The following is a 19,837-nucleotide window of genomic DNA, read 5'->3' as shown; positions in this document are numbered from 1 at the left end:
ACATACTCAGGTATTTTGACCACTTGCCGATAAGTACTACAGAGATAGATTGGGGATATTTCGTAATGATGAATAAATGGTTAAAAATTGAAAAATATTTAAATGGTTTGCTTTCAAATCTGGCCATTTTTTTTACTGGAATTACACCTGATAAGATCAAGCAAATCTACCATAACTTCTTTGCCACATTTACTGGCCTTATCAAAAAACTTTTAGCTCTACCAGAGTTTCTGACGGGGCCAACGAGGAAATGGCTTAGGCTTAAACTTGCGGCATTCGTCACATTTATGCTGGCAAAGAAACAAAGTTTGGCAACTATTGGCGAGGCCATCAAAAACTTTAAACTCTCAGGTGAAGCTCCTCTTATGGCATACAATACCGTCAAGGGATTTTGGTCGAAGAATGTAGCGATGAAGCTTGCAGCAGTTTCACCAGCAAAGGCCGTTGGTATAACTTGTAGCCTAACGGTATTTTCACTTACAGGGATTTCTGTTTATCAGAATATTCAGGAAATCTCAGATAAAACTTCACCTAAGCAAGAAAGAAAAATAGCAAGTGCAGATGAACTTGAAAAAGCTAAATGGGGCCGTTCTCGTTATCGTCTTGCAAATAAGAGAACAATTTTTTTGAGAAACGTGGATGTTCCTATTTATATTAAAAATAGAAATGGAATGAAGTCTCTCCTTATCGATGTTCTTCTTGAGACTAATAACCGCTACACAGCACAGTATTTCTATAAGCCGGAAAATGAAATTTTAATACGTGACCGTCTTAACGAGTCTCTTCAAGCAGTTGTACCGAACTTTCCCCTTGAGCCTGAAGGTAAGAAGATCATCAAAGAGAAAGTACGCTACGAAGTCAATAAATTGATAGAAGATTTAAAAATCGACGGCAACGTTGAAAGAGTTTATATCGACTCAATTCTAAATGGATAAAACAGTTCGAAGAGTCTGATTTGTAACCCCTAAGACTTTTGCTGAAACTTTGATATTCTGATCACAATGATTATAAATTTTCAAAAAGTAATGGTACTTCATTTCTCGATAGGAATAAAATTGATGATCATCCTGAGATACCATTTCTATATGATTTAGTTTCATGAGTGATTCATCAATTTCACAATAAGTCAGAAGATTAGTCTTACCTTTCAAATACTTCTTTCTAAGATGAGCATTAAGTTGTCTAATATTTCCAGGCCATGAATAATTTTGATAAAACCTCTTTAGTTTCGGATGTATCGTTATACCATGTTTGAACTCATACGAGTTTAGCAGTTGATCTAAGCGTTTTTCGCACTCACGTAAAGAATCAAGTCTGATAACTTCCTCAGAAGAGACACGAAAGAAAAAATCTGCCCTCATCTTTCCCTCTTGGACAAGCTTTTCAAGAGATCTACCTGAGGCAACAATAACTCTTGTCTTTATAAATTCAGCTTGATTTGATCCTACAGGATAAAAAAGTCCATCATCTAGAAATAAGAGTAACTTAGCTTGCGTCTCCTTTGAAATAGAGTCAATTTCATCTAAGAATAGGGTCCCTCCATTTGCAATTTTTAATGCTCCATCTTTATCACTCAAAGCACCTGTAAATGACCCTTTCTTATGACCAAATAACTCAGATTCTAAAATATTTTGAGAATATGAACTCAAGTTTAAGTGCACAAAATTTCCACTGACACCACTCTGTTCATGTAGAGTTTTTGCTAAGTGCGTTTTGCCAGTCCCAGTTTCCCCTTCAATTAATACGTTAAGTTTTGGATGAACTCGGTAGTCAAGGCCAAGCTCCTGTTCAACATCATCACATAAGCAACGGATACGATTACGGCCAAAAGCTACTTCATCTCCTTTTCTTAAATAGGCATGGGATGAGAATGTACCATTAATTCTAAATGTCGCTCCATTTATTCCTGACAGACAGAATGTATCACCAACATTAGTCTTAACAATTGATAGATTATACTCGGCCTCTTCTTGTTCAGAAAGTATTGGTAGAGTGATGCTTAAGGGCTCAACAATGAGGTCCTTTCCTGTTAAATCAATACGATAGGCCGTTCGATTCAATAAAATCCGACGTTTTGGGCCGAATAAAGGTGTAATTTCTATAGAATTTCCATGGACACAAAATGTGTCTTTTACAAGCTTGTCTAACTTTGGTACTTCTAGCATATATAACTCCTTAGAATTTAAGCAAAATCGTTGATAAACGGAAGAGAAGTAAAATGGAATACAAAATTGCCAAAGGGACAACTCAATTCAAATACGGAATGACAGACGTTAACCAATTAATTGAATGGTTAAACGCAGAAAAACCAATTGGCGTTAGCTTCATTGGCCGCTCTAATGCTGGAAAATCATCAACGATTAATTCTTTATTCGGTAAAAGCACAGCTGTTACTTCTAAGACTCCAGGGCGTACACGCCAAGTTAATATCTTCTCTTTTCAATTAGAGAAAGAAGGTAAGGTTGTTGATGATATCCCACCGTTTTACCTATTCGACCTTCCAGGTTATGGTCATGCAAAAGTATCTAAAGAGATTCATGCTCATTGGGCAAATCTAATGGATGAGTTCTTTAGAAACTGCGGAGAACAAAACCTAATGCTTAATCTTCAAGATGCTCGTCATCCTAACCAAAAGGCCGACCTAGTTTTTAGAGACTACCTAAGTCCATTTGGCCACGAAGCATTTTTATTATTTAATAAGCTTGATAAACTTAAGACACAAAAAGAGCGAGCTGCTTTAAATAAGTTAAAGCCAGAAATCTTTAAAGAGCATAAGTGGGTAACTCAGATTCACTTTATTTCGGCCCTAAAAGGACAAGGTGTTCCTCAACTAGAAAATGCCATAATTAATTATTTGTTATTACAAAATGAGATAGCAAATACTCAACAAGGCTAAACTAGTCTTTTGAGCATTTCGACTTAATATTAGAGACATCTTCTTCTATGAGGTGAAGTTGATCTTCATATTCCTTAATTTCTTTTAAGAGCTCATCGACCCTTGGATTTTCCCACTCGAGAATTCCTGACTTTAAGTGCTTGGCAGCCAACTGCCCCAACTCTTGATACTTCTCATTAAGCAGAGTATTTGTATGGGATGCCGTAAGCATCTTCTTTCCGATAACAGTTGCTTTTGATAGTTCTTGAGAGCACTCATCAACTATTTTCTTAAGCTTGGTTTTCCATTCCTCTTTTTGCATAATTCACTCTTTCAGATAGAATAAATAATAGATCGTCCCCTATTTTACAAAAAGATATGTATGATTTCATTAGATTTTTTAGCAAAAAAATTTTCTTCTTTTGAACAGGTTCTTGAAAGCAAGCTTACAAGTTACAAGGACATGCTCACTAATGAAGAGAAAGACAATCTTGAAAAAACTTATAAAAGTCTTTTGGAATTATATGGACAAAGTGAAGACCCATGGGGGCTTAGTATACCTAAAGCGCGTAAAAGTTTTGAGATACTATACACTATTTATCGTCACTACTTTAAGGTACGACTTTTTGGAAAAGAAAATATCAAAGATGAACAATATATGGTCATTTCAAACCACTCCGGTCAAATTGCCATTGATGGCCTTATGATAGGATGTGCCTTCGCGTTTGAAAATGCTCCCCCTAGAGTTCTTCGGCCAATGGTTGAACGCTTTTTTACCGCACTACCATTTATCAACAAGTGGTCTTCAGAGTGTGGTGCTGTTCTTGGTGATCGCGACAATTGTCTAAATCTTTTGAAGCGTGGAGAATCTCTTCTAATCTTTCCAGAAGGAGTTAGAGGAGTTTCAAAAAGTACAAGCAACTTTTATAAAGTTCAAGAGTTTACACCTGGTTTTTTTCGCATGGCCTTAAAGAGTGGTGTAAAAATCCTTCCTGTTGCTGTTGTTGGAGCTGAAGAGATCTTTCCTTATGTCTATCAAGCAAGTTCAATTGCGAATTTTTTAAAGTTACCAGCTCTTCCGTTAAGTGCGAATTACTTTCCACTACCATCTCCTATAGATATTCACGTAGGAAATCCAATTGAGTTACCAACCGACATCAATTCAGATAGTGAAGATAGTTTGATCAATCCGCATATTCGTGAAATAGAAAGAATTATCCAATCAATGCTCAACGAAGGAAGAAAAAATCGAAGGCCATGGGCATTTACAAAAAAAATGTTAAAGGAAGAGATCGATGAATAGTACACGTTCAATCCTAATCATCGGAGCCTCGGGTGGTCTTTCAAATATCTTATGCGGACTACTAGCAAAGAGAATTCCTGATGCGAGAATTGTTGGAATAGATTCAAGATCAATGAAGAATGAAGTTGATTTTGAAAATTTCACCTTTCATCGAATGCGCTACACTCGCAGAAATTTTGAAAAACTGTTTCGTGAAAATAGATTTGAAACAATTTATCAGATCGGTAGAATATCTCCTCCTGGTGGGAGTGCCGAAGAACGCTTAAGTTTTAGTCTTATTAATACAAATAAGGTTTTAGAACTTGCTGAGAAGTATTCCATAAAAAAATTTATTATGCTCAGCACTTTCCATGTCTACGGGGCGCAAGCAGATAATCCAGTATTTATTAATGAAGACTACCCTTTAAAAGCTAGTATCAAACACCCAGAGCTTCGAGATGTGACAGAAGTCGATGCTCTTTGTACTAACTGGATGTGGAAAAACAGAGAAAATATTGAAACCGTTGTTCTTAGGCCATGTAATATTATTGGGCCACAAATTGATAATACAATTTCAAGATACTTAACCTCTAATATGACTCCTGTGCCTGTTGATTTTAACCCCATGATGCAATTCATTCATGAATATGACATGGCAAATATTTTATTTCAATCTCTCGATAAACTACCTACAGGTGTTTACAACGTTGCCCCTAGTGAAGCAATCTCACTCCAAGAGGCAAAAAAAATAACTGGCACTAGAGACTTTCCATTTCCAGTATTTACCTTAGAAGTTCTTTCAAAAGCGATTCGAAAGATCTGGCCATTCCCTAGCTACTTCATCGATTTTGTTATGTACTCATGTATTATTGATAATTCAAAAATAAATCAATTTATTACTGAAAATGTATATCAATATGACAGCAGAAAAACCCTTTCATTAATACGAAAGGGCTAAATATAATTATTCCTCTTCACTTGCTAGTGTTCTTTCTTTTACTGTATTTAAAGCTGGATCGTTTTCCCAATCATATATAACATCGAAATTAGAAAAGGCTTCTACAATTTCTTCTTTAGTCCCCCTTTCAATTCCAATATCAGCTGAAGCAATAAAGTCTTCGACTGAGCCAAGATTGTTGTACAGCTTTGTAAAAGTATCTTTATTCATATGAACTTCAAGATCTTTTCTCTTATCAATCCTTCTTCTATCACTTACAAAGTCGACTACTGCATTTCTAATATGCAGGCCATATTTTTCACCATAGCCGAAATTAATAGCAATGAATTTTTCAGTCCCTTGTGCTCGACTAGGATTAATTCTAATACGATAATTATTTACAAATGAACTAGCATTACTTCTTACTTGATTGAATGTTGCAGGAGCATTCTTAATAATTGCAACTTTTCCTTCCGCAGCTCTAGCTTGGCTTAATGCCCAACTTCGTGCTGTAGTAGCAAGGCTTCGGTATCCAATTTGTTTTAAACAATTTGCTTTAATTTGATTATTATCACTACTCTTATTTACACGAACTAAGTAATTCGCAAGCTGACAAGACCATTGATAGTCACCATCTCTATAAGCATAATCCGCAAGAGACTTGACTCTGGCCTCTCCCCCCATAGAAAGAACAATTCTCTTCGCTTCGTCATCAGGATGAAGTTTATAAAGAGTTGTTGCATCACGATTAAATTGTCCAAATATTGCATGATAAATACGTGGTGGCATTGATGAGAGTGGCCCATAGTTTTCAATCAATGTTGGTTCTGTTTTTAAGTAATCTGGAATTGTCACAAAGTATCTTAACTCATCTGGACCCATGCCCAGTGATATGCCCTTTAAAGTCTGATCTAAAACAAAAGAAAGCCCGTCTTGATAGTTTTGTAAGCGTTGAGCGACTTTATCACTACCCTTTATACTTGTAGAATGTGTACTCATAAGTATTTCAGGATTTAGCTTTTTAATAAATTCAACAGATCTCTTCCATTCTTCAGGGTTTCGATACTTTCCACCGCGAAGACTATAGATATTTGGAAACCAACCCCACATGACGTTATTGAGGACGGCCTTTTTAGAAGGTATATGAACTAGGACTTGGTTAGAAGTATCTGTCCCAACACCTTTTGTATAAAAAGTCATACCTACACCTGCAATCGTAAGACGTTGGCCATTCCTCACTGGTGTATTTACTGGAATGAAGCCATTGTTATCAGGAATAACCGTATTCTTAAACCTTGCATCGTCACCTTTATCGGGCAAGTATAGGTTAAATTGTTCTACAGACCTGGCCATGAGAACCCCTCCCACCTCAGGATGAAGTGCCTCAACACCACCTGAAGCGGCCATAACTTTATTTGTATTTGGGTGTCCAATAATCTTGATATTTCTATTTCCACGACGTCTTTCTTGCTCAACGAAGGATTTTGCTCCTAGACTATAATGCTCATGCGAATAGATAATGGCCCTAACAGGAAGTCTTGTTACCTTTCTCATCTCGCTATAGAAAATATTTGCATCGTGCTCGTTATCACCAGTATCATAAACAATTACTCCATCTTTACCGATAATAAAATGCGAGTTAACAATACTGTCACTGCCAATGGTATAGAGTCCACGTCCTAAATTAACGGTTGTTAATTTATCGTAAGATCCACGTTTTTCACTCTGCTGAGATAAATTCCAATAATTTAACGTCTCACTATCAACAAGTGCACCATTATCAAGTTTTGATAACTTCTTATCCTTTGCCTTCATCATAGGGTTATCGTAAATGAGGGTATTTACGCTTAGGGCACTTCCCATAAAGGATGTCCCTCTTCCCACAAAAAATGAGATAGCACACAGAATAAAAACAAGAAATCCGACTTTCATATTTCTTCCTTTGTAGAGTTTTTTCAAGAAGTCTTTCGACATAAAACAAGGGAAGGAAAACTAAAGTTCAGTTAACAAAAGTAATATAAACTTCATTTAAATCATGCAAGGCGTTGCAAAAAATGTGCATAACTTTTAACAATTGACTGATTTCCCTGAAATGAATAGACTTATTCTATTCTCAATGGCCCGGTGGTGGAATGGTAGACACAGCGGATTCAAAATCCGCCGGTAGCAATACTGTGCGAGTTCAAGTCTCGCCCGGGCCACCACCTCAAATTACACTATTTATTTTTACGAACAATAAAGGTCTACGATTTTACTGGCGCTAACGCTTGTAAAATCTCCACGAGATAGTAAACTCCAATGCTTCAAAACCCTTCGGCTTTTGCCGCACTGTAGATGCCCGGGCCACCACCTCAAATTACACTATTTATTTTTACGAACAATAAAGGTCTACGATTTTACTGGCGCTAACGCTTGTAAAATCTCCACGAGATAGTAAACTCCAATGCTTCAAAACCCTTCGGCTTTTGCCGCACTGTAGATGCCCGGGCCACCATAATAAAAAAGCCCAGGTTAATCCTGGGCTTTTTTATTATTGTTGTCTGGATATAGAATTTTAATTCGATTCGAGTTTAGGAGCAGGATGCGACGTTTGTCAGCGAAGGCGGGGCATCCAATTGCTCCTGTTTATAAGCCGAAGCTGACCAAGTCTCGCCTGCATAATTACAAGCTTCTACTCTAAATCATCAAATGAGATAGTCCACTTGTAAGGATTAAACCCACAAGAAGATCCAGTAACCGTTGCTCTCGAAACTTGTGTAAATGAGTTAATTAGTACAGAAGGAACTTCTACACGATCAAATAGATATACTAAAGGCGTCGCCTCACTCTCTTCTAAAAGATAAGTCATATTGCCAGTATTTAGAGACCATACAGCAGGGTTAAAACCCTTAACACTATCAATAATATCAAATTCAACCTTATTACAAGGCCCACTTACTTTAAGAGGAACTTGATAATTATTAGCAAGCTCAACTACCAGTTGAGTTTCTTCACTAGTTAGACTCTTAGATACTGCTTTAGCTGAAACATTAAACGACACAAATGCAATTAGAAAAATAATCATTGATTTCATCAATTTTCTCCCTATTAAAGTTAATATAATATTTCGTACTTATAGCACGTAAAAGTTATTAGACAATCAGGTGTAAATAAAATACACATAAAAAAAGGCCAGTTAATTCTGGCCTCTTACTATCTTGAAATTGTTGAAAGATTTGAACACTTATGGACTTTATAGAACTTTTGAAGCCCAACTGTTTTGTCACGATTATTGATGATTTCCATCATAATCTGACCGAGTCGATCTCCTCTAAGTCCCTTTTGTCCGAATTTATTATCTAGGTAATCCTGCGCTTCTTCTAGAGTTAGGGTTTTCCCATAGAACTCAATAGTACGAACAACATTCTCTGCTTGAGTAAGAGAGTATTTCTTACCTTCTACTTCAACATCTTCACGCCCAAGCTCTCTTTGCATTGCAATCTTCTTTAGGTAATTTCTTGCTGTGATAATACGACGAGCAAGGATGGCCGAATCATTGTGTGACTTGATTCTCTTTCTGTCTGCATTATCAGCATCACCAAAAATATCATTATTTGTTGCTATAAAGTCATAACCTAACTCCGATAGCTTTTGAGCATAAACCCAAATTTCTCTCGTTGTCTGTACATCAACACAAGCATTTAACTGGGCATCTTCGCCAAGATCAGCTGAGTCACCCGACTTAGTGATTTCGTAATTTTTCTCTAATTTTTTATACTTTTGATTAAAGTTTTTATTTTGCTCTTCTGAAAGACTTCTCATCTTATCTAAGAATTCACGTCCATATTTTCCGTATACGTGATTACGTACAACATCAAGAGACTTAATAATTTCTCTAAGATCACCATCTTTTGAATCTACCGAAGAATATTCTTTTTTTGCGATAATAGCAGCTAAACGATTATCTACTTCTGAAATAGCATTAAAAGCATCAGTGATTCCTTTTTCTCTCTTTTTTAGATCATCACTCTTAAGCAGCTCTTTATACTCTTTTACAGAGAGACTTTCTTCACCAAGAGAAATTATAAAAGTATCATCAAAATTATCACGGGCCTTCTTTCTCTTATCTTTAATATTGTTTAAAACTCGGTTAAATGAACTGGCCATGTCTGTAAGAAATTTCTGATTGAAATCCTTTACACTCATTTCCATTAGCTCCATTGCATTATCCAGCTTACTAAGTTTCTGTTTAAATAGCATATTTAAGAAACGATCTGCACCTTGAGATTCTTCGATATATTCATCTAAGTACTCTTCTAGTAGAGGCTTTAAATAAGCAAGCTCTCCAAGAATTTCAGCTTGTTGGAATGTAGCAGACTTTCCAGGCTTATCGGAAAGAGGAGTTTTCATTTTTTCATAAAGACCGGAAATTAACTTCTCTACATCAGCATCTACCTTTGCAACTTCAGCATCTTTAATCTTTTCAAACTCTACTTCAACATTATCTTTAGCTTTCTTCAGAGACTCAAGATCTTTCTTCACTTGGGCCACTAGCACCTCAGAAATTTCCTTATCAGTATAGTGTCTGTCAGTGTCAATATCAAAAACCTCAAGTGCTTTTACTTGGTTTCTAACATCATAGTAGGCACAATTAAGCTTAACAAAGGTATTGATATCTTCTTCGTTTTCAAATTGAAAACGGTCATTAAAAATACTATTCACAAATCTTAGAATTGAGGCGACAGCTAAACCACCATAAGCAACAGTTACACCAGATGGAGAATATAAACCAAATTGAGAAAAAGTCTGAATAACGTCAGCGGAGCGTTCTAAGAAAGATGTTCGATCAAGACTTGAACACTTATTATTTGAAAAGAGTGTGTTTACACCATTCATAACCTGCATAAGAGGAATACCATTTATATCAACTTGATCAGCAGAAGGAATCACATCAACGGTTTCTTTCCCCTGCTCTTCTTTTAGCTTATTTAACTCCTCTTCAAGTTCATTTGAACTGTTAAGAACTTGTTCTATTAATGACTCATTACCATCAAAACAGTCATCTTTAAAAACTGTAACAATTGCTTTTAAACTACTTAAGGCTTCTTCATAAGAGCGTGTATTATTTAAAGGACAGAACTCTGGACGCGTAAGCGGAAGTTTATTACGAGTCACAATATCCTTAATATCTCCACCAAGCTTAGGGTCGAGTTTGCTATATTTTAAGGTTTTTACATAATTCTCAAAATCACCGGCCGCAGCACTAACAGATGTTATTAATAAAAGTGATGACAGAAATGTAGACATTAGTCTTTTCATAATTATCTTCCCCATGATTACGCACGGCAAAAGTATGCCACTTTTATGAACGATAATTAGAAAATAAGAGTTATGCTGTAATTATTACTAAAGATAAACAACTGAAATCACATATTTCTGAGCACTTAACTTAGCTAAATAACGGGCATAAACATAGAGAGGTATCTTCACATCATTTTTATAATACTTTCGATTGTGAAATTTACATTCACAATAGATATCGCCGTCAGGCCTTTTTGCAACAACATCGACCTCATGGCCAACAAACTTACCTTTCTTAATGACAGAAACTTTCGTTTTATAGCCATTTGACTTGAACATTTCTGCACAAAGTATTTCAAAAGGATAACCTGTTGGCCCAAGTTTATAGATGGCCCTATCTTTATCTTATATCTTAAGAAATTAAGTGTTTTAAGTGATCTTCAATAAAAGAAGCAATGAAGTAATAGCTATGATCGTAACCTTCACGATAATTAACAACCAATTCCTGATTTAAATCAGCACATATATTCTCGAAGTTCTTTGTTTTTAACTGCTCTTCAAAGAACTCATCATCAAGGCCTTGCTCTATTAAAATCTTCTTAGAGTGAGTAATCCCACCTTTAACTAATTCACAAGCATCGTATTGTTTCCAATCTTCTTCGTTGTCCCCAAGGTAGCCAGTAAAAGCTTTCTTTCCCCAAGGAACTTGAGTTGGGTTTACAATTGGAGAAAAGGCAGAGATAGCATGAAATAAATCAGGGTTTTTTAGACCTATAATCAGTGCACCATGTCCACCCATTGAGTGGCCAGTTATGGAAAACTTAACATCACCATAAGACTCTTTTAGCATTGGTATAAATTCGCTAACGATATAATCATACATCTTATAGTGATCTCTATAACCTTCAGTCGTTGCATTGAGGTAGAAGCCCGCACCTGAGCCAAAATCGTAACTATCGTGCTCACCAGGTAGGTCAAGTCCACGTGGAGAAGTATCTGGACATACAATCATTGTCTTACTATCAGCAAGAAAAGCCTGTGCTCCAGCTTTTGTAATAAAGTTTTCTTCCGTGCACGTTAGACCAGACAACCAAATAATTATATTTTCAATTTTCTCACTAGCGGGCCTGAAGTATGAAAACTTCATATCTGTTTTTGTCATACTTGAAGTGTGGAGACAAAATGCTGTCTCCCCACCAAACGATTTATGTGATTTCAGTTTTTCAAATTTCATAACAACCCTACATTGTGTAATCAATTACCGTTCTAATTGATTTTCCTTCATGCATTAGATCAAATGCCTTATTAATCTCCTCTAATGGTAACTTAAAAGTTACAAGATCATCTAGATTAATTTCACCAGACATATAACGATCAACATACCCAGGAAGCTCTGTTCTTCCTTTTACGCCACCAAAAGCACTACCACGCCAAACACGTCCAGTTACGAGCTGGAATGGACGAGTACTGATCTCTTGTCCGGCCCCGGCAACACCTATAATAATTGATTCTCCCCAGCCTTTATGACAACACTCTAGGGCCGATCTCATTAAATTAACATTTCCAACACATTCAAATGAGTAATCTACTCCACCGTCAGTTAACTCTATGATGACTTCTTGAATCGTTTTGTCGTAATTTTTTGGATTGATAAAATCTGTTGCACCAAACTTCATCGCCATATCTTTTTTATCGTCATTAATATCGATTGCAATAATTCTAGATGCCTTGGCCATTTTTGCACCTTGAAGAACAGATAGACCAATTCCTCCCATACCAAAAACAGCAATTGTTGCACCCTCTTCTACTTTAGCAGTGTTGAAAACTGCACCGATTCCAGTTGTTACTCCACAACCAAGAAGACAGACCTTATCAAGAGGCGCCTCTTTACTAACCTTTGCTAGAGACACTTCTGCAACAACTGTATACTCGGCAAAAGTTGAAGTTCCCATATAGTGATGAATCATCTTTCCATCTTTAGAGAAGCGACTTGTCCCATCTGGCATAAGTCCTCTACCTTGAGTTTCACGAACAGAAGAGCACAGGTTTGTCTTTCCAGACTTACACATCTTACACTCACCACACTCAGCAGTGTATAGAGGAATAACATGGTCACCTACTTCAACACTTGTTACGCCTTCACCTACTTCAACAACAACACCGCCACCTTCGTGACCGAGAATAACAGGGAATAAACCTTCAGGATCGGCACCCGAAAGAGTAAATGCATCGGTATGACATACACCAGTAGCATGCATCTTAACTAGAACTTCACCTTTTTTTGGTCCCTCTAGATCGACTTCTTCAATTTTAAGTGGCTCATTTGGTCCCCAAGCAACAGCTGCTTTTACTTTCATATTTAGTACCTCCGGTATTTGTTAGTTAATTGATCTATTTTAGGCCCATTTTAAATTGTTGACAACTGTGACGTTATTCGACAAATTGTTTACATATGGAAACAATCAAAGACCTAAGTCATATCTATAGTTTTATAATAGTTGCACAATATCGATCATTTACAAAGGCAGCTGATGCCCTAAATGTTTCACGTTCACACTTAAGCAAGGCCGTTAAAGAACTTGAAGACAAGTTAGGACAGCCACTCCTTAAGAGAAATACGCGTTTCATCGACTTTACTGATTTTGGTAAAAATTACTTTGAAATTTGTGCGAATCATATCCAAGAAATAGAAAGATTTACTAAACAATCTAAAGAAAGTTTTGAGGCGACTAAAGATAAAATAAGAATCTCTTTGGCCGGTGCATACGGAGAAGATATCATTGCTCCGATGATCTCAAATATTATGATGAAACATCCTGGTATTGAGGCAGAATTAGTTTTCTCTACTGAGTTAATTGATATTACTTCTCATGAGTTTGATCTTGCCATTCGAGTTACCTCTAAAAAGCCAAAGAAAGGCTTTGCAATTCAAATCGCTGATCGTAAGGAGTTTGTTTGTGCTTCACCAAATTATATTAATAAATTTGGACAACCAAAGAAACCAAAAGACCTTAACTCACACAATTGTCTAATTGGAAATAATGATACTTGGCAATTTTCAAATGATGGCCAAAAAGAGAGTATAAAAATTAAGGGGAGTTTTAAAAGTTCAAATGGACGTGCACAAATGAATGCGGCCATTCAAGGATTAGGAATTTGCAAACTTCCAGGAGTATATGTTTTAGATCATATTAGAAATAAAACATTATTTCCTTTGCTTAGTGAGTACACAAATCAGTCAATTCCGATTTGGGCAGTTATGCCGTCGAAGAAGTCAATTTCACCTACAGTGAAATTGATACTTCAAGAATTTGGTGTTGTACTTTTTTAAACGGCTGCACCATTTCTATTTTCATAATATGAAAGAAATGAATACATGACTTCATTCTCGTAATTCATATGCCTACAAAGATTATCAACGACCTTCCTTACTTTCCTATAAAGACCTTCCCACTCAGGGCAAGTCTCTTTTTGAAGTTCATAATCTTGTACCATTTTAATCAAACCTCTAAGCTCTTTCTCTTGTTCCATATGTTCCTGGGTCATTTCCTTAATGTACTCATATGCATCACTACAATTCTCCCTAAGAATTAAAGGGAAAATATACCTTTCTTCATTTTGCATATCTGCCTCTAGAATTATCCAAAATCTTAATAAAAACTCAGATATCCCACGAGGTGCCCCTGGCCTATCTTTTGAAGACTCTGCTACTGCTTGCGATAAAATAATAAGACTTTTAAAATCTGCACGAATTTGTTGATGAAAAGAAACAAGTTTATCTACTTGCTCTTTAAAATTAGAAACTTCACTCACTTACTTTACCCCTGCAGTAATAACTAAACTTCTGATAAGTATAGCAACCAGCGCGGAGCGCAATATGATTTACATCAGCTTTATGTTTTTATGACATAAATCAACTTGTCATATTTAGTACTATCTTAAATTACTTAAAAATATCTAATTTAAGTTCCAGGATCTCACCCATCCAAAGAGTATTTTGAGTATGATCAAGATAATCATTTCCCGTGTTAGCATGAGTAAAAACAGTTAAGCCATCTCTATTTTCAAGTAACCAAGGAATCATCTCGTTCAATTTATCTGCGGCAAAAAGGAACTGACAGCTCCAACGAGGGTGAGGCCCAACCTCTTTCTGGTGCGCTCGACCTACTTGAATAAAATCTAATGCCTTAGCTTTCTCAATAACTAGTAGGGCCTTCGCATAAGTCGATTCATCGTAATATAAATGTGCATGATATGATGTAATTTCCATGAGCGTATCTTCTTAAATTTTTTCTTAAATTGCAACATTCTCATCATCGGCCTTAAGATAAATTTATTTAAGAGGAAAAACTATCATGAAATATGAAGTAAAAATAATTAGGCTTACTTGTGTTATTGCAATCGGAGCTTTCATTTGGAGTCGTCCAATACCAGATTCCCTTGAACCAAATGCATGGCATCTCTTTGCCATATTCTTAAGTACTATTTTAGGAATTATCATTAAGGCCATGCCCATGGGCTCCATATGTATAGCTGGCCTTTCAATAAGCTTACTAACACAGACACTTAAAATAAAAGGAGAGGCCCTTTCTGGATTTTCCAATAGTACTATTTGGTTAATAGTTACAGCATTTTTTATTGCACAAGGTTTTATAAAAACAGGATTAGGCTCTCGTATTTCTTACTACTTTATATACCTACTTGGTAGAAGAACACTAGGTCTCGCTTACGGCCTAGCAATTAGTGATTTAATACTTGCACCTGCAACACCATCGAATACAGCAAGAGGTGGTGGAATTATATTCCCGATAATGAAGTCACTTAGTCTTAGCTATGATTCAAAACCCAATGATCCTTCTGGCCGTAAAATTGGACACTACTTAACACTAAGTTGTTTTCAAGTTTGCATGGTAACATCTGCAATGTTTATTACTTCAATGGCGGCAAATCCCCTTATCCAACAATTTGCGGAAGACAATGGAGTCAAGATAACATGGGCAGGCTGGGCCCTCGCTGCAAGTGTTCCAGGTATCGTTTCCTTAATCGCTGTTCCATTAGTTATATATATTATTTATCCTCCAACAATAAAAGAAACTCCTCGTGCACAGGAGATAGCAAAAATGAAACTAGAAGAAATGGGTTCCATGAGCAAACAAGAATGGATAATGATAGCTACTTTTATTTTTCTTATCACGCTCTGGATCTTAGGTAGTACATTAAAAGTAAACGCAACGACGACGGCCTTTTGCGGCTTATCCATTCTTTTAATTTCAGGTGTTCTGAATTGGGATGATATCAAGTCAGAGAAAGGAGCTTGGGATACTCTAATTTGGTTTGGTGTCCTTGTCATGATGGCAGATTACTTAAATAAGTTTGGCTTTGTTCCTTGGTTTAGCAAATATGTCGCAATGGAAGTTTCAGCTCTTACATGGACTCTTGCTTTTCCTATTTTGGCAGGGATTTACTTCTATTCACATTACTTCTTTGCTTCGGCCACAGCTCATGTCACTGCGATGGCCGCAGTCTTTATAGGAGTGGGAATACAAGTTGGAGTTCCTCCATACTTAATGGCCATAACATTAGGTTTTTTTTCAAATCTCTTTGGCTCACTAACACACTACGGATCGGGGCCAGCACCTGTTTTCTTTGGTTCCGGTTACGTTGAGTTATCAGAATGGTGGAAAATGGGATTTCTTATTTCCATAGTAAATATTATAATTTGGATGATTATTGGTGGTGCTTGGTGGAAGTTACTAGGGTTATTTTAAAACCTTAGCTTTTAATAGAGATTACATAAAGAATTAATTTAATATGGCAAAGAAAAGGGCACAAAATGTGCCCTCGAATATTTAAAATATTTATATTTTACGCTGCTTTCTTTGTTTCTGCATTTCTTTTGGTCTTATTAAAGTTAACAACATTACTAACTGCATGTCTCGCAGATTTTATCTGAGCAATAATCAAACCTTTTAAATCAGTAATATCCTCACCAATATGATTTACAGCTTGGCTTAACTCTGATGAAGCAGTATTTAAATCATGTGCTGATTGACTTGTTAGGCTTGCAGAACTTGAGATTTCTTGCATAGCTTTACTGACTTCTTCAACACCTATTAACTGTTCTTTTGAAGCATTAGCGACTTCATTAGAGTTTGCAGAAACTTCATCAAAGTTTCTTAACACCTGAGTAAATACTTCTTGGCACTGATTACTAATTTCAACACTTTTATTAATTTTATCTCTACTTAGATTTAATGATTCATTAACATCACGACTTGAGACATCAACAATATCTGTAACCTTCTTAAGACTATCAACAAGTAGCTTTGAAATCTCATCAGCAGACTCGCCACTCATCTTAGCAAGATTACCAACTTCTTCTGCAACGACAGAAAAACCTTTACCATTTTCTCCAGCTCTTGCTGCTTCTACAGAGGCATTGAACGAAAGTAACTTCGTCTGAAAAACAATATCGTTGATAACCTGTGTTTTAACATTGATCTCTTCAAACACTTTAACAATCTCATTTAATTCACTATTACTTTTCTCTACTGTATTCGCTAGTGTCGTTGTACTGTTTTCAACATCTTTCACACCGCGCCCGAGGTCACCGAGTGACTTCACACCATCAGTCACTAACTCTTGGCTTTTTTGAATTAGAGAAGCAACATTATTAGAACCATCAGTATTACTCTTAATCATTTGAGATATCTCATGTAGAGAGCTTGATGTTTCAGTTGCAGCGGCAGAAAGTTGTTCAGAAATAGAGCTAAGTGCGACAGACTTATTTTTAAATGTATTTGAAACATTTTCTAGGTTTTGACCTTCATTAGAAATTGACTCAACAATATTATTGATACGTCCATCAATTCGTCTTGCCATAAAAATGCAAATCCCAACAGATCCAAATAAGCTAACAATTGAAATAATCGACATTAAGAAGATCGAATTAGAGTAAGTCTCATCTGCTTCTTTAAATTCTTCATCTCCCATCCCAAGGATTAACTCTTGTAGTTGATCTAGACTATCTCTAGCCCCTTCGAATTTAGAATTAACTGGCCCTAATGAGTTTGTAATAAGCTCTGCTTTAGAGAATTTACGAATATTTCCTTCTTTATCTAGTGGGAATTTATCTGCGGCCGTTTTCTCAAATGCTTCTAGACCTTCGTTAAACTTCTTAGATATTTCAATTTCTTTAGGTGAGTCACCTAAGACAGTATACTTTTTAAATCGGTCAACGACTTGTTGTTTATTAGTAAAGTAATCATCGGCCAAAGCCTTTCTTTGTTTATCTGATAGGCCCTCAAGTAGAAGTGTTCTTTCGGCCACTAACATCTGTTGAAAATCACGATCAGCTTGCACCAGACTATTAATACTTGGTAATCTTTTTGAAAACACTGTATACAAGTGTGATTTAACTGATGTTAATGATTGATAACCAACAAATGCAATGATCAGCTGTATACTAAGCATAGTAGCTGACAAAGCAATCAATTGTTTTTTAATTGTCCATTGTCCTTTCATAAATAGTCCTCAAACTCCCTCAAAATTCTATTTCTTCGCAACTCTCGTTAAGATTTGTTCAGTAATCTTATCCAGTGGTAGAGAAATACATGAAGCACCTAATTCAAATGCTTTCTTCGGCATTCCATAAACAACTGAACTTTCCTCATCTTGTGTAATTGTGAAAGTATCATTCTCTTTCAATTTAAGGAGCCCTTTTGCCCCATCGGCTCCCATTCCTGTAAGAAGTGCTGCCGTTACTCTATGCCCTTTAAGTTGGGCGAGGTTTTCAAATAAGTAGTCTACACTTGGTCGGTGCCCAGAATATATCGGCGTTTCACTATCTAACTTGATCATTAATTTACTCTTTCCAATAACTCCCATATGAATTCCTCCTGGAGCAATATATACAGTGTTATGCTTTACCTCTTCTCCATCAGTTGCTTCAACAACATCAAATGGGCATAACTCATTAAGGCGATTAGCGAATGCAGTCGAAAATACTGGAGGAATATGCTGTACAATAAGAACTGGTGGAAATTCTTTAGGAAAACTCATAAGAAGCTGTTTAATTGCTTCAGTTCCACCTGTCGATGCACCAATTGTAATTAGCTGACTTCCTGAGAAGTCGAAATTGTTTGCCCCAACCCAACTTGTGAGCTTCTGCCTCTTAGACTTAACAATACTATTATATGCAAGATCAATTTTCTCTAATAAGGCCTTTTTAAATTTAAAGATGTCATCGAAAGATGGCTTCTTTAAATAATCAAACGCACCATCTTCAAGACATCTCATGACAATATCACCATCACTCTTACTTACCGAACTAATCATGATCGCCTGTAGTGGCCGATCCTTTGGAAGGTTTTTTAGAACATCATACCCACTCATTTTTGGCATATTAATATCTAAAGTAATAACATCTGGCCTAAGCTCTTTTATCTTTTCTAATCCATCTTGTCCGTCGACAGCTTCACCAACAACTTCATATCCAGGATCACCTGTAAGACACTTTTTAATTAACTTTCTCACAGTGCCTGAATCATCGATAATTAATATCTTCTTAACTTGAGCTTCTTTAACTTTAAGACTTCTCTTTGTCTCATGATTTGTTTTAAAATAAATTGATTGGCCAAGGCTTTGGAAGCCTTCATGTCGCCTTAATGTTTCAGAGATCCCTATTAAAAGATACCCCTTGTTTGTGACACAGTTTGAAAACTTTTTTATAACTTTATCGATTTGCTCTTCACTGAAGTAGATAAAGACATTTCGGCATAGAATTAAGTCATATTTGTCATTGTACTCAGGGCTATTTTGATTTATCAAATTGTGAACTTTAAATTTACAGTTTTTTTTAAGTTCATCACTGACTTTAACAAAAGGAGCGATTTCACCGCTTCCTCGATACCAATTACCTTCGAGATAATCCTTAGGAACCTTTTGAAGTTCTTTCCAATAGTAAACGCCTTTTTTTGCGTGTTTTATAGACTTCTCGCATATATCAGTTGCTACAATTTCAAACTTAAAACTAGGATCAATCTCTTTGATGTGCTTCTTAAGAATCATTGCAAGGCTATATACTTCATCACCTTTACTACAGGCAGCACACCAAACTTTCAAAGTATCACGCCCACTATTTTTTACTCGTTCAATAATCTTAGGAATTGACTTGATGATAAAATCAAATTGATTTTTCTCTCTCATAAAGAAAGTATAATGAGTTGTTAAAAGCGATATTAACTCACTCCTTTCTTGATTCCCAGGAGATTTAATTAACGTTAAGTACTCATCGGCATCTTTTAAGCGAAGCTCGACAATTCTCTTATCGATACGAGACTTCACCATCGCATCATTTTGTGCCGTAAAGTGCGTCCCTGTCTCCTGTGACATCATTTGAGCTATTTCAATATAACTTCTAGCAAGATTACTCATTCAATCTCTTCCTATTATAAATAATTAT

At 36.2% G+C, this 19,837-nt stretch carries 18 protein-coding genes and 1 tRNA gene; 7 read left to right on the top strand and 12 right to left on the bottom strand.

Translation table 11 applies throughout. The features are described from left to right. Nucleotides 1-65: 65 nt before the first annotated feature. Complete coding sequence (locus M902_RS11140) at nucleotides 66-935, top strand: flagellar basal body-associated FliL family protein (protein WP_021268705.1); 870 nt, start codon at nucleotides 66-68, stop codon at nucleotides 933-935. Here the strand turns inward: M902_RS11140 and M902_RS16085 are convergent. Beyond that, nucleotides 924-2,165, bottom strand: a complete 1,242-nt coding sequence (locus M902_RS16085; protein WP_021268594.1) for a sigma-54 dependent transcriptional regulator — start codon at nucleotides 2,163-2,165, stop codon at nucleotides 924-926. The two genes, M902_RS11140 and M902_RS16085, sit on opposite strands and share 12 nt — an antisense overlap. 53 nt (nucleotides 2,166-2,218) lie before the next feature. Between M902_RS16085 and yihA the strand changes: the two genes are divergently transcribed. Beyond that, nucleotides 2,219-2,896 carry a ribosome biogenesis GTP-binding protein YihA/YsxC gene (gene yihA, locus M902_RS11130; protein ID WP_021268543.1) on the top strand — a complete coding sequence of 226 codons (678 nt, stop codon included), beginning with the start codon at nucleotides 2,219-2,221 and terminating at the stop codon, nucleotides 2,894-2,896. A gap of 1 nt (nucleotide 2,897) precedes the next feature. Here yihA and M902_RS11125 read toward each other — a convergent pair whose 3' ends face one another. Further along, nucleotides 2,898-3,197, bottom strand: a complete 300-nt coding sequence (locus M902_RS11125) for a hypothetical protein (protein WP_021268648.1) — start codon at nucleotides 3,195-3,197, stop codon at nucleotides 2,898-2,900. A 60-nt stretch (nucleotides 3,198-3,257) separates the two neighbouring features. Here M902_RS11125 and M902_RS16080 point away from each other — a divergent pair, with 60 nt between their 5' ends. Together M902_RS16080 and M902_RS11115 are read left to right on the top strand one after the other, a co-directional pair. Further along, complete coding sequence (locus M902_RS16080) at nucleotides 3,258-4,178, top strand: lysophospholipid acyltransferase family protein (RefSeq protein ID WP_021268278.1); 921 nt, start codon at nucleotides 3,258-3,260, stop codon at nucleotides 4,176-4,178. Further along, nucleotides 4,171-5,115, top strand: a complete 945-nt coding sequence (locus tag M902_RS11115; RefSeq protein ID WP_021268483.1) for an NAD-dependent epimerase/dehydratase family protein — start codon at nucleotides 4,171-4,173, stop codon at nucleotides 5,113-5,115. Before M902_RS16080 ends, M902_RS11115 begins: the two co-directional genes overlap by 8 nt. 6 nt (nucleotides 5,116-5,121) lie before the next feature. Here M902_RS11115 and M902_RS11110 read toward each other — a convergent pair whose 3' ends face one another. Beyond that, nucleotides 5,122-7,026 (bottom strand): alkyl sulfatase dimerization domain-containing protein, encoded by a 1,905-nt coding sequence (locus M902_RS11110; RefSeq protein ID WP_021268227.1) that lies wholly within the window; start codon nucleotides 7,024-7,026, stop codon nucleotides 5,122-5,124. 186 nt (nucleotides 7,027-7,212) lie between these two features. Between M902_RS11110 and M902_RS11105 the strand changes: the two genes are divergently transcribed. Then, nucleotides 7,213-7,298, top strand: a tRNA-Leu gene (locus M902_RS11105). 467 nt (nucleotides 7,299-7,765) lie between these two features. On the opposite strand, the gene M902_RS11100 is transcribed toward M902_RS11105, so the two are convergent. The 5 genes from M902_RS11100 to M902_RS11080 all read right to left on the bottom strand — a co-directional run bounded on the left by M902_RS11100 (nucleotide 7,766) and on the right by M902_RS11080 (nucleotide 12,731). Next, nucleotides 7,766-8,167, bottom strand: a complete 402-nt coding sequence (locus tag M902_RS11100) for a hypothetical protein (RefSeq protein ID WP_021268625.1) — start codon at nucleotides 8,165-8,167, stop codon at nucleotides 7,766-7,768. 119 nt (nucleotides 8,168-8,286) lie between these two features. Next, entirely contained in the window at nucleotides 8,287-10,392 is a 2,106-nt protein-coding gene (locus M902_RS11095; protein WP_040314718.1) for a hypothetical protein, read from the bottom strand. A gap of 87 nt (nucleotides 10,393-10,479) precedes the next feature. Beyond that, nucleotides 10,480-10,764, bottom strand: a complete 285-nt coding sequence (locus M902_RS11090) for a restriction endonuclease (protein ID WP_255345305.1) — start codon at nucleotides 10,762-10,764, stop codon at nucleotides 10,480-10,482. Nucleotides 10,765-10,786: 22 nt separating this feature from the next. Next, on the bottom strand, nucleotides 10,787-11,608 hold the full coding sequence (fghA, locus tag M902_RS11085; RefSeq protein ID WP_021267930.1) for an S-formylglutathione hydrolase: 822 nt from the start codon (nucleotides 11,606-11,608) through the stop codon (nucleotides 10,787-10,789). A gap of 7 nt (nucleotides 11,609-11,615) precedes the next feature. Further along, nucleotides 11,616-12,731 carry an S-(hydroxymethyl)glutathione dehydrogenase/class III alcohol dehydrogenase gene (locus tag M902_RS11080; RefSeq protein ID WP_021268140.1) on the bottom strand — a complete coding sequence of 372 codons (1,116 nt, stop codon included), beginning with the start codon at nucleotides 12,729-12,731 and terminating at the stop codon, nucleotides 11,616-11,618. A gap of 95 nt (nucleotides 12,732-12,826) precedes the next feature. Here M902_RS11080 and M902_RS11075 point away from each other — a divergent pair, with 95 nt between their 5' ends. Further along, the gene (locus M902_RS11075) at nucleotides 12,827-13,705 is read left to right on the top strand and encodes a LysR family transcriptional regulator (RefSeq protein WP_021267781.1); all 879 of its coding nucleotides are present in this window, start codon (nucleotides 12,827-12,829) and stop codon (nucleotides 13,703-13,705) included. On the opposite strand, the gene M902_RS11070 is transcribed toward M902_RS11075, so the two are convergent. Both M902_RS11070 and M902_RS11065 read right to left on the bottom strand, forming a co-directional pair. Next, nucleotides 13,702-14,187 (bottom strand): hemerythrin domain-containing protein, encoded by a 486-nt coding sequence (locus tag M902_RS11070; RefSeq protein ID WP_021267889.1) that lies wholly within the window; start codon nucleotides 14,185-14,187, stop codon nucleotides 13,702-13,704. The two genes, M902_RS11075 and M902_RS11070, sit on opposite strands and share 4 nt — an antisense overlap. Nucleotides 14,188-14,317: 130 nt before the next feature. After that, nucleotides 14,318-14,644 carry a DOPA 4,5-dioxygenase family protein gene (locus M902_RS11065; RefSeq protein WP_021268739.1) on the bottom strand — a complete coding sequence of 109 codons (327 nt, stop codon included), beginning with the start codon at nucleotides 14,642-14,644 and terminating at the stop codon, nucleotides 14,318-14,320. Nucleotides 14,645-14,729: 85 nt separating this feature from the next. On the opposite strand from M902_RS11065, the gene M902_RS11060 reads away from it, so the two are divergent. Then, nucleotides 14,730-16,142, top strand: a complete 1,413-nt coding sequence (locus M902_RS11060; protein ID WP_021268254.1) for an anion permease — start codon at nucleotides 14,730-14,732, stop codon at nucleotides 16,140-16,142. Between the two features lie 97 nt (nucleotides 16,143-16,239). Here the strand turns inward: M902_RS11060 and M902_RS11055 are convergent, their stop codons facing one another. Together M902_RS11055 and cheB are read right to left on the bottom strand one after the other, a co-directional pair. Continuing rightward, a complete protein-coding gene (locus tag M902_RS11055) occupies nucleotides 16,240-17,898 on the bottom strand; it encodes a methyl-accepting chemotaxis protein (protein WP_040314715.1) in 1,659 nt (552 codons plus the stop codon). 27 nt (nucleotides 17,899-17,925) lie between these two features. After that, nucleotides 17,926-19,809 carry a chemotaxis-specific protein-glutamate methyltransferase CheB gene (gene cheB, locus M902_RS16075; protein ID WP_021267982.1) on the bottom strand — a complete coding sequence of 628 codons (1,884 nt, stop codon included), beginning with the start codon at nucleotides 19,807-19,809 and terminating at the stop codon, nucleotides 17,926-17,928. Nucleotides 19,810-19,837 lie beyond the last annotated feature (28 nt).

This window comes from Bacteriovorax sp. BAL6_X, from assembly GCF_000443995.1.
Taxonomy (GTDB): Bacteria; Bdellovibrionota; Bacteriovoracia; order Bacteriovoracales; family Bacteriovoracaceae; genus Halobacteriovorax_A.
The sequence above is the reverse complement of the archived record's forward strand: the minus strand, read 5'-3'. Positions and strand labels throughout refer to the sequence as shown.

Coding starts and splice junctions, on each gene's coding strand:
- fghA (WP_021267930.1), bottom strand. CDS start 11,608: ATGAAATTTGAAAAACTGAAATCACATAAATCGTTTGGTGGGGAGACA.
- yihA (WP_021268543.1), top strand. CDS start 2,219: ATGGAATACAAAATTGCCAAAGGGACAACTCAATTCAAATACGGAATG.
- M902_RS11095 (WP_040314718.1), bottom strand. CDS start 10,392: ATGAAAAGACTAATGTCTACATTTCTGTCATCACTTTTATTAATAACA.
- M902_RS11140 (WP_021268705.1), top strand. CDS start 66: ATGATGAATAAATGGTTAAAAATTGAAAAATATTTAAATGGTTTGCTT.
- M902_RS16080 (WP_021268278.1), top strand. CDS start 3,258: ATGATTTCATTAGATTTTTTAGCAAAAAAATTTTCTTCTTTTGAACAG.
- M902_RS11100 (WP_021268625.1), bottom strand. CDS start 8,167: ATGAAATCAATGATTATTTTTCTAATTGCATTTGTGTCGTTTAATGTT.
- M902_RS11060 (WP_021268254.1), top strand. CDS start 14,730: ATGAAATATGAAGTAAAAATAATTAGGCTTACTTGTGTTATTGCAATC.
- M902_RS11115 (WP_021268483.1), top strand. CDS start 4,171: ATGAATAGTACACGTTCAATCCTAATCATCGGAGCCTCGGGTGGTCTT.
- M902_RS11080 (WP_021268140.1), bottom strand. CDS start 12,731: ATGAAAGTAAAAGCAGCTGTTGCTTGGGGACCAAATGAGCCACTTAAA.
- M902_RS11110 (WP_021268227.1), bottom strand. CDS start 7,026: ATGAAAGTCGGATTTCTTGTTTTTATTCTGTGTGCTATCTCATTTTTT.
- M902_RS11125 (WP_021268648.1), bottom strand. CDS start 3,197: ATGCAAAAAGAGGAATGGAAAACCAAGCTTAAGAAAATAGTTGATGAG.
- M902_RS11075 (WP_021267781.1), top strand. CDS start 12,827: ATGGAAACAATCAAAGACCTAAGTCATATCTATAGTTTTATAATAGTT.
- cheB (WP_021267982.1), bottom strand. CDS start 19,809: ATGAGTAATCTTGCTAGAAGTTATATTGAAATAGCTCAAATGATGTCA.
- M902_RS16085 (WP_021268594.1), bottom strand. CDS start 2,165: ATGCTAGAAGTACCAAAGTTAGACAAGCTTGTAAAAGACACATTTTGT.
- M902_RS11055 (WP_040314715.1), bottom strand. CDS start 17,898: ATGAAAGGACAATGGACAATTAAAAAACAATTGATTGCTTTGTCAGCT.
- M902_RS11065 (WP_021268739.1), bottom strand. CDS start 14,644: ATGGAAATTACATCATATCATGCACATTTATATTACGATGAATCGACT.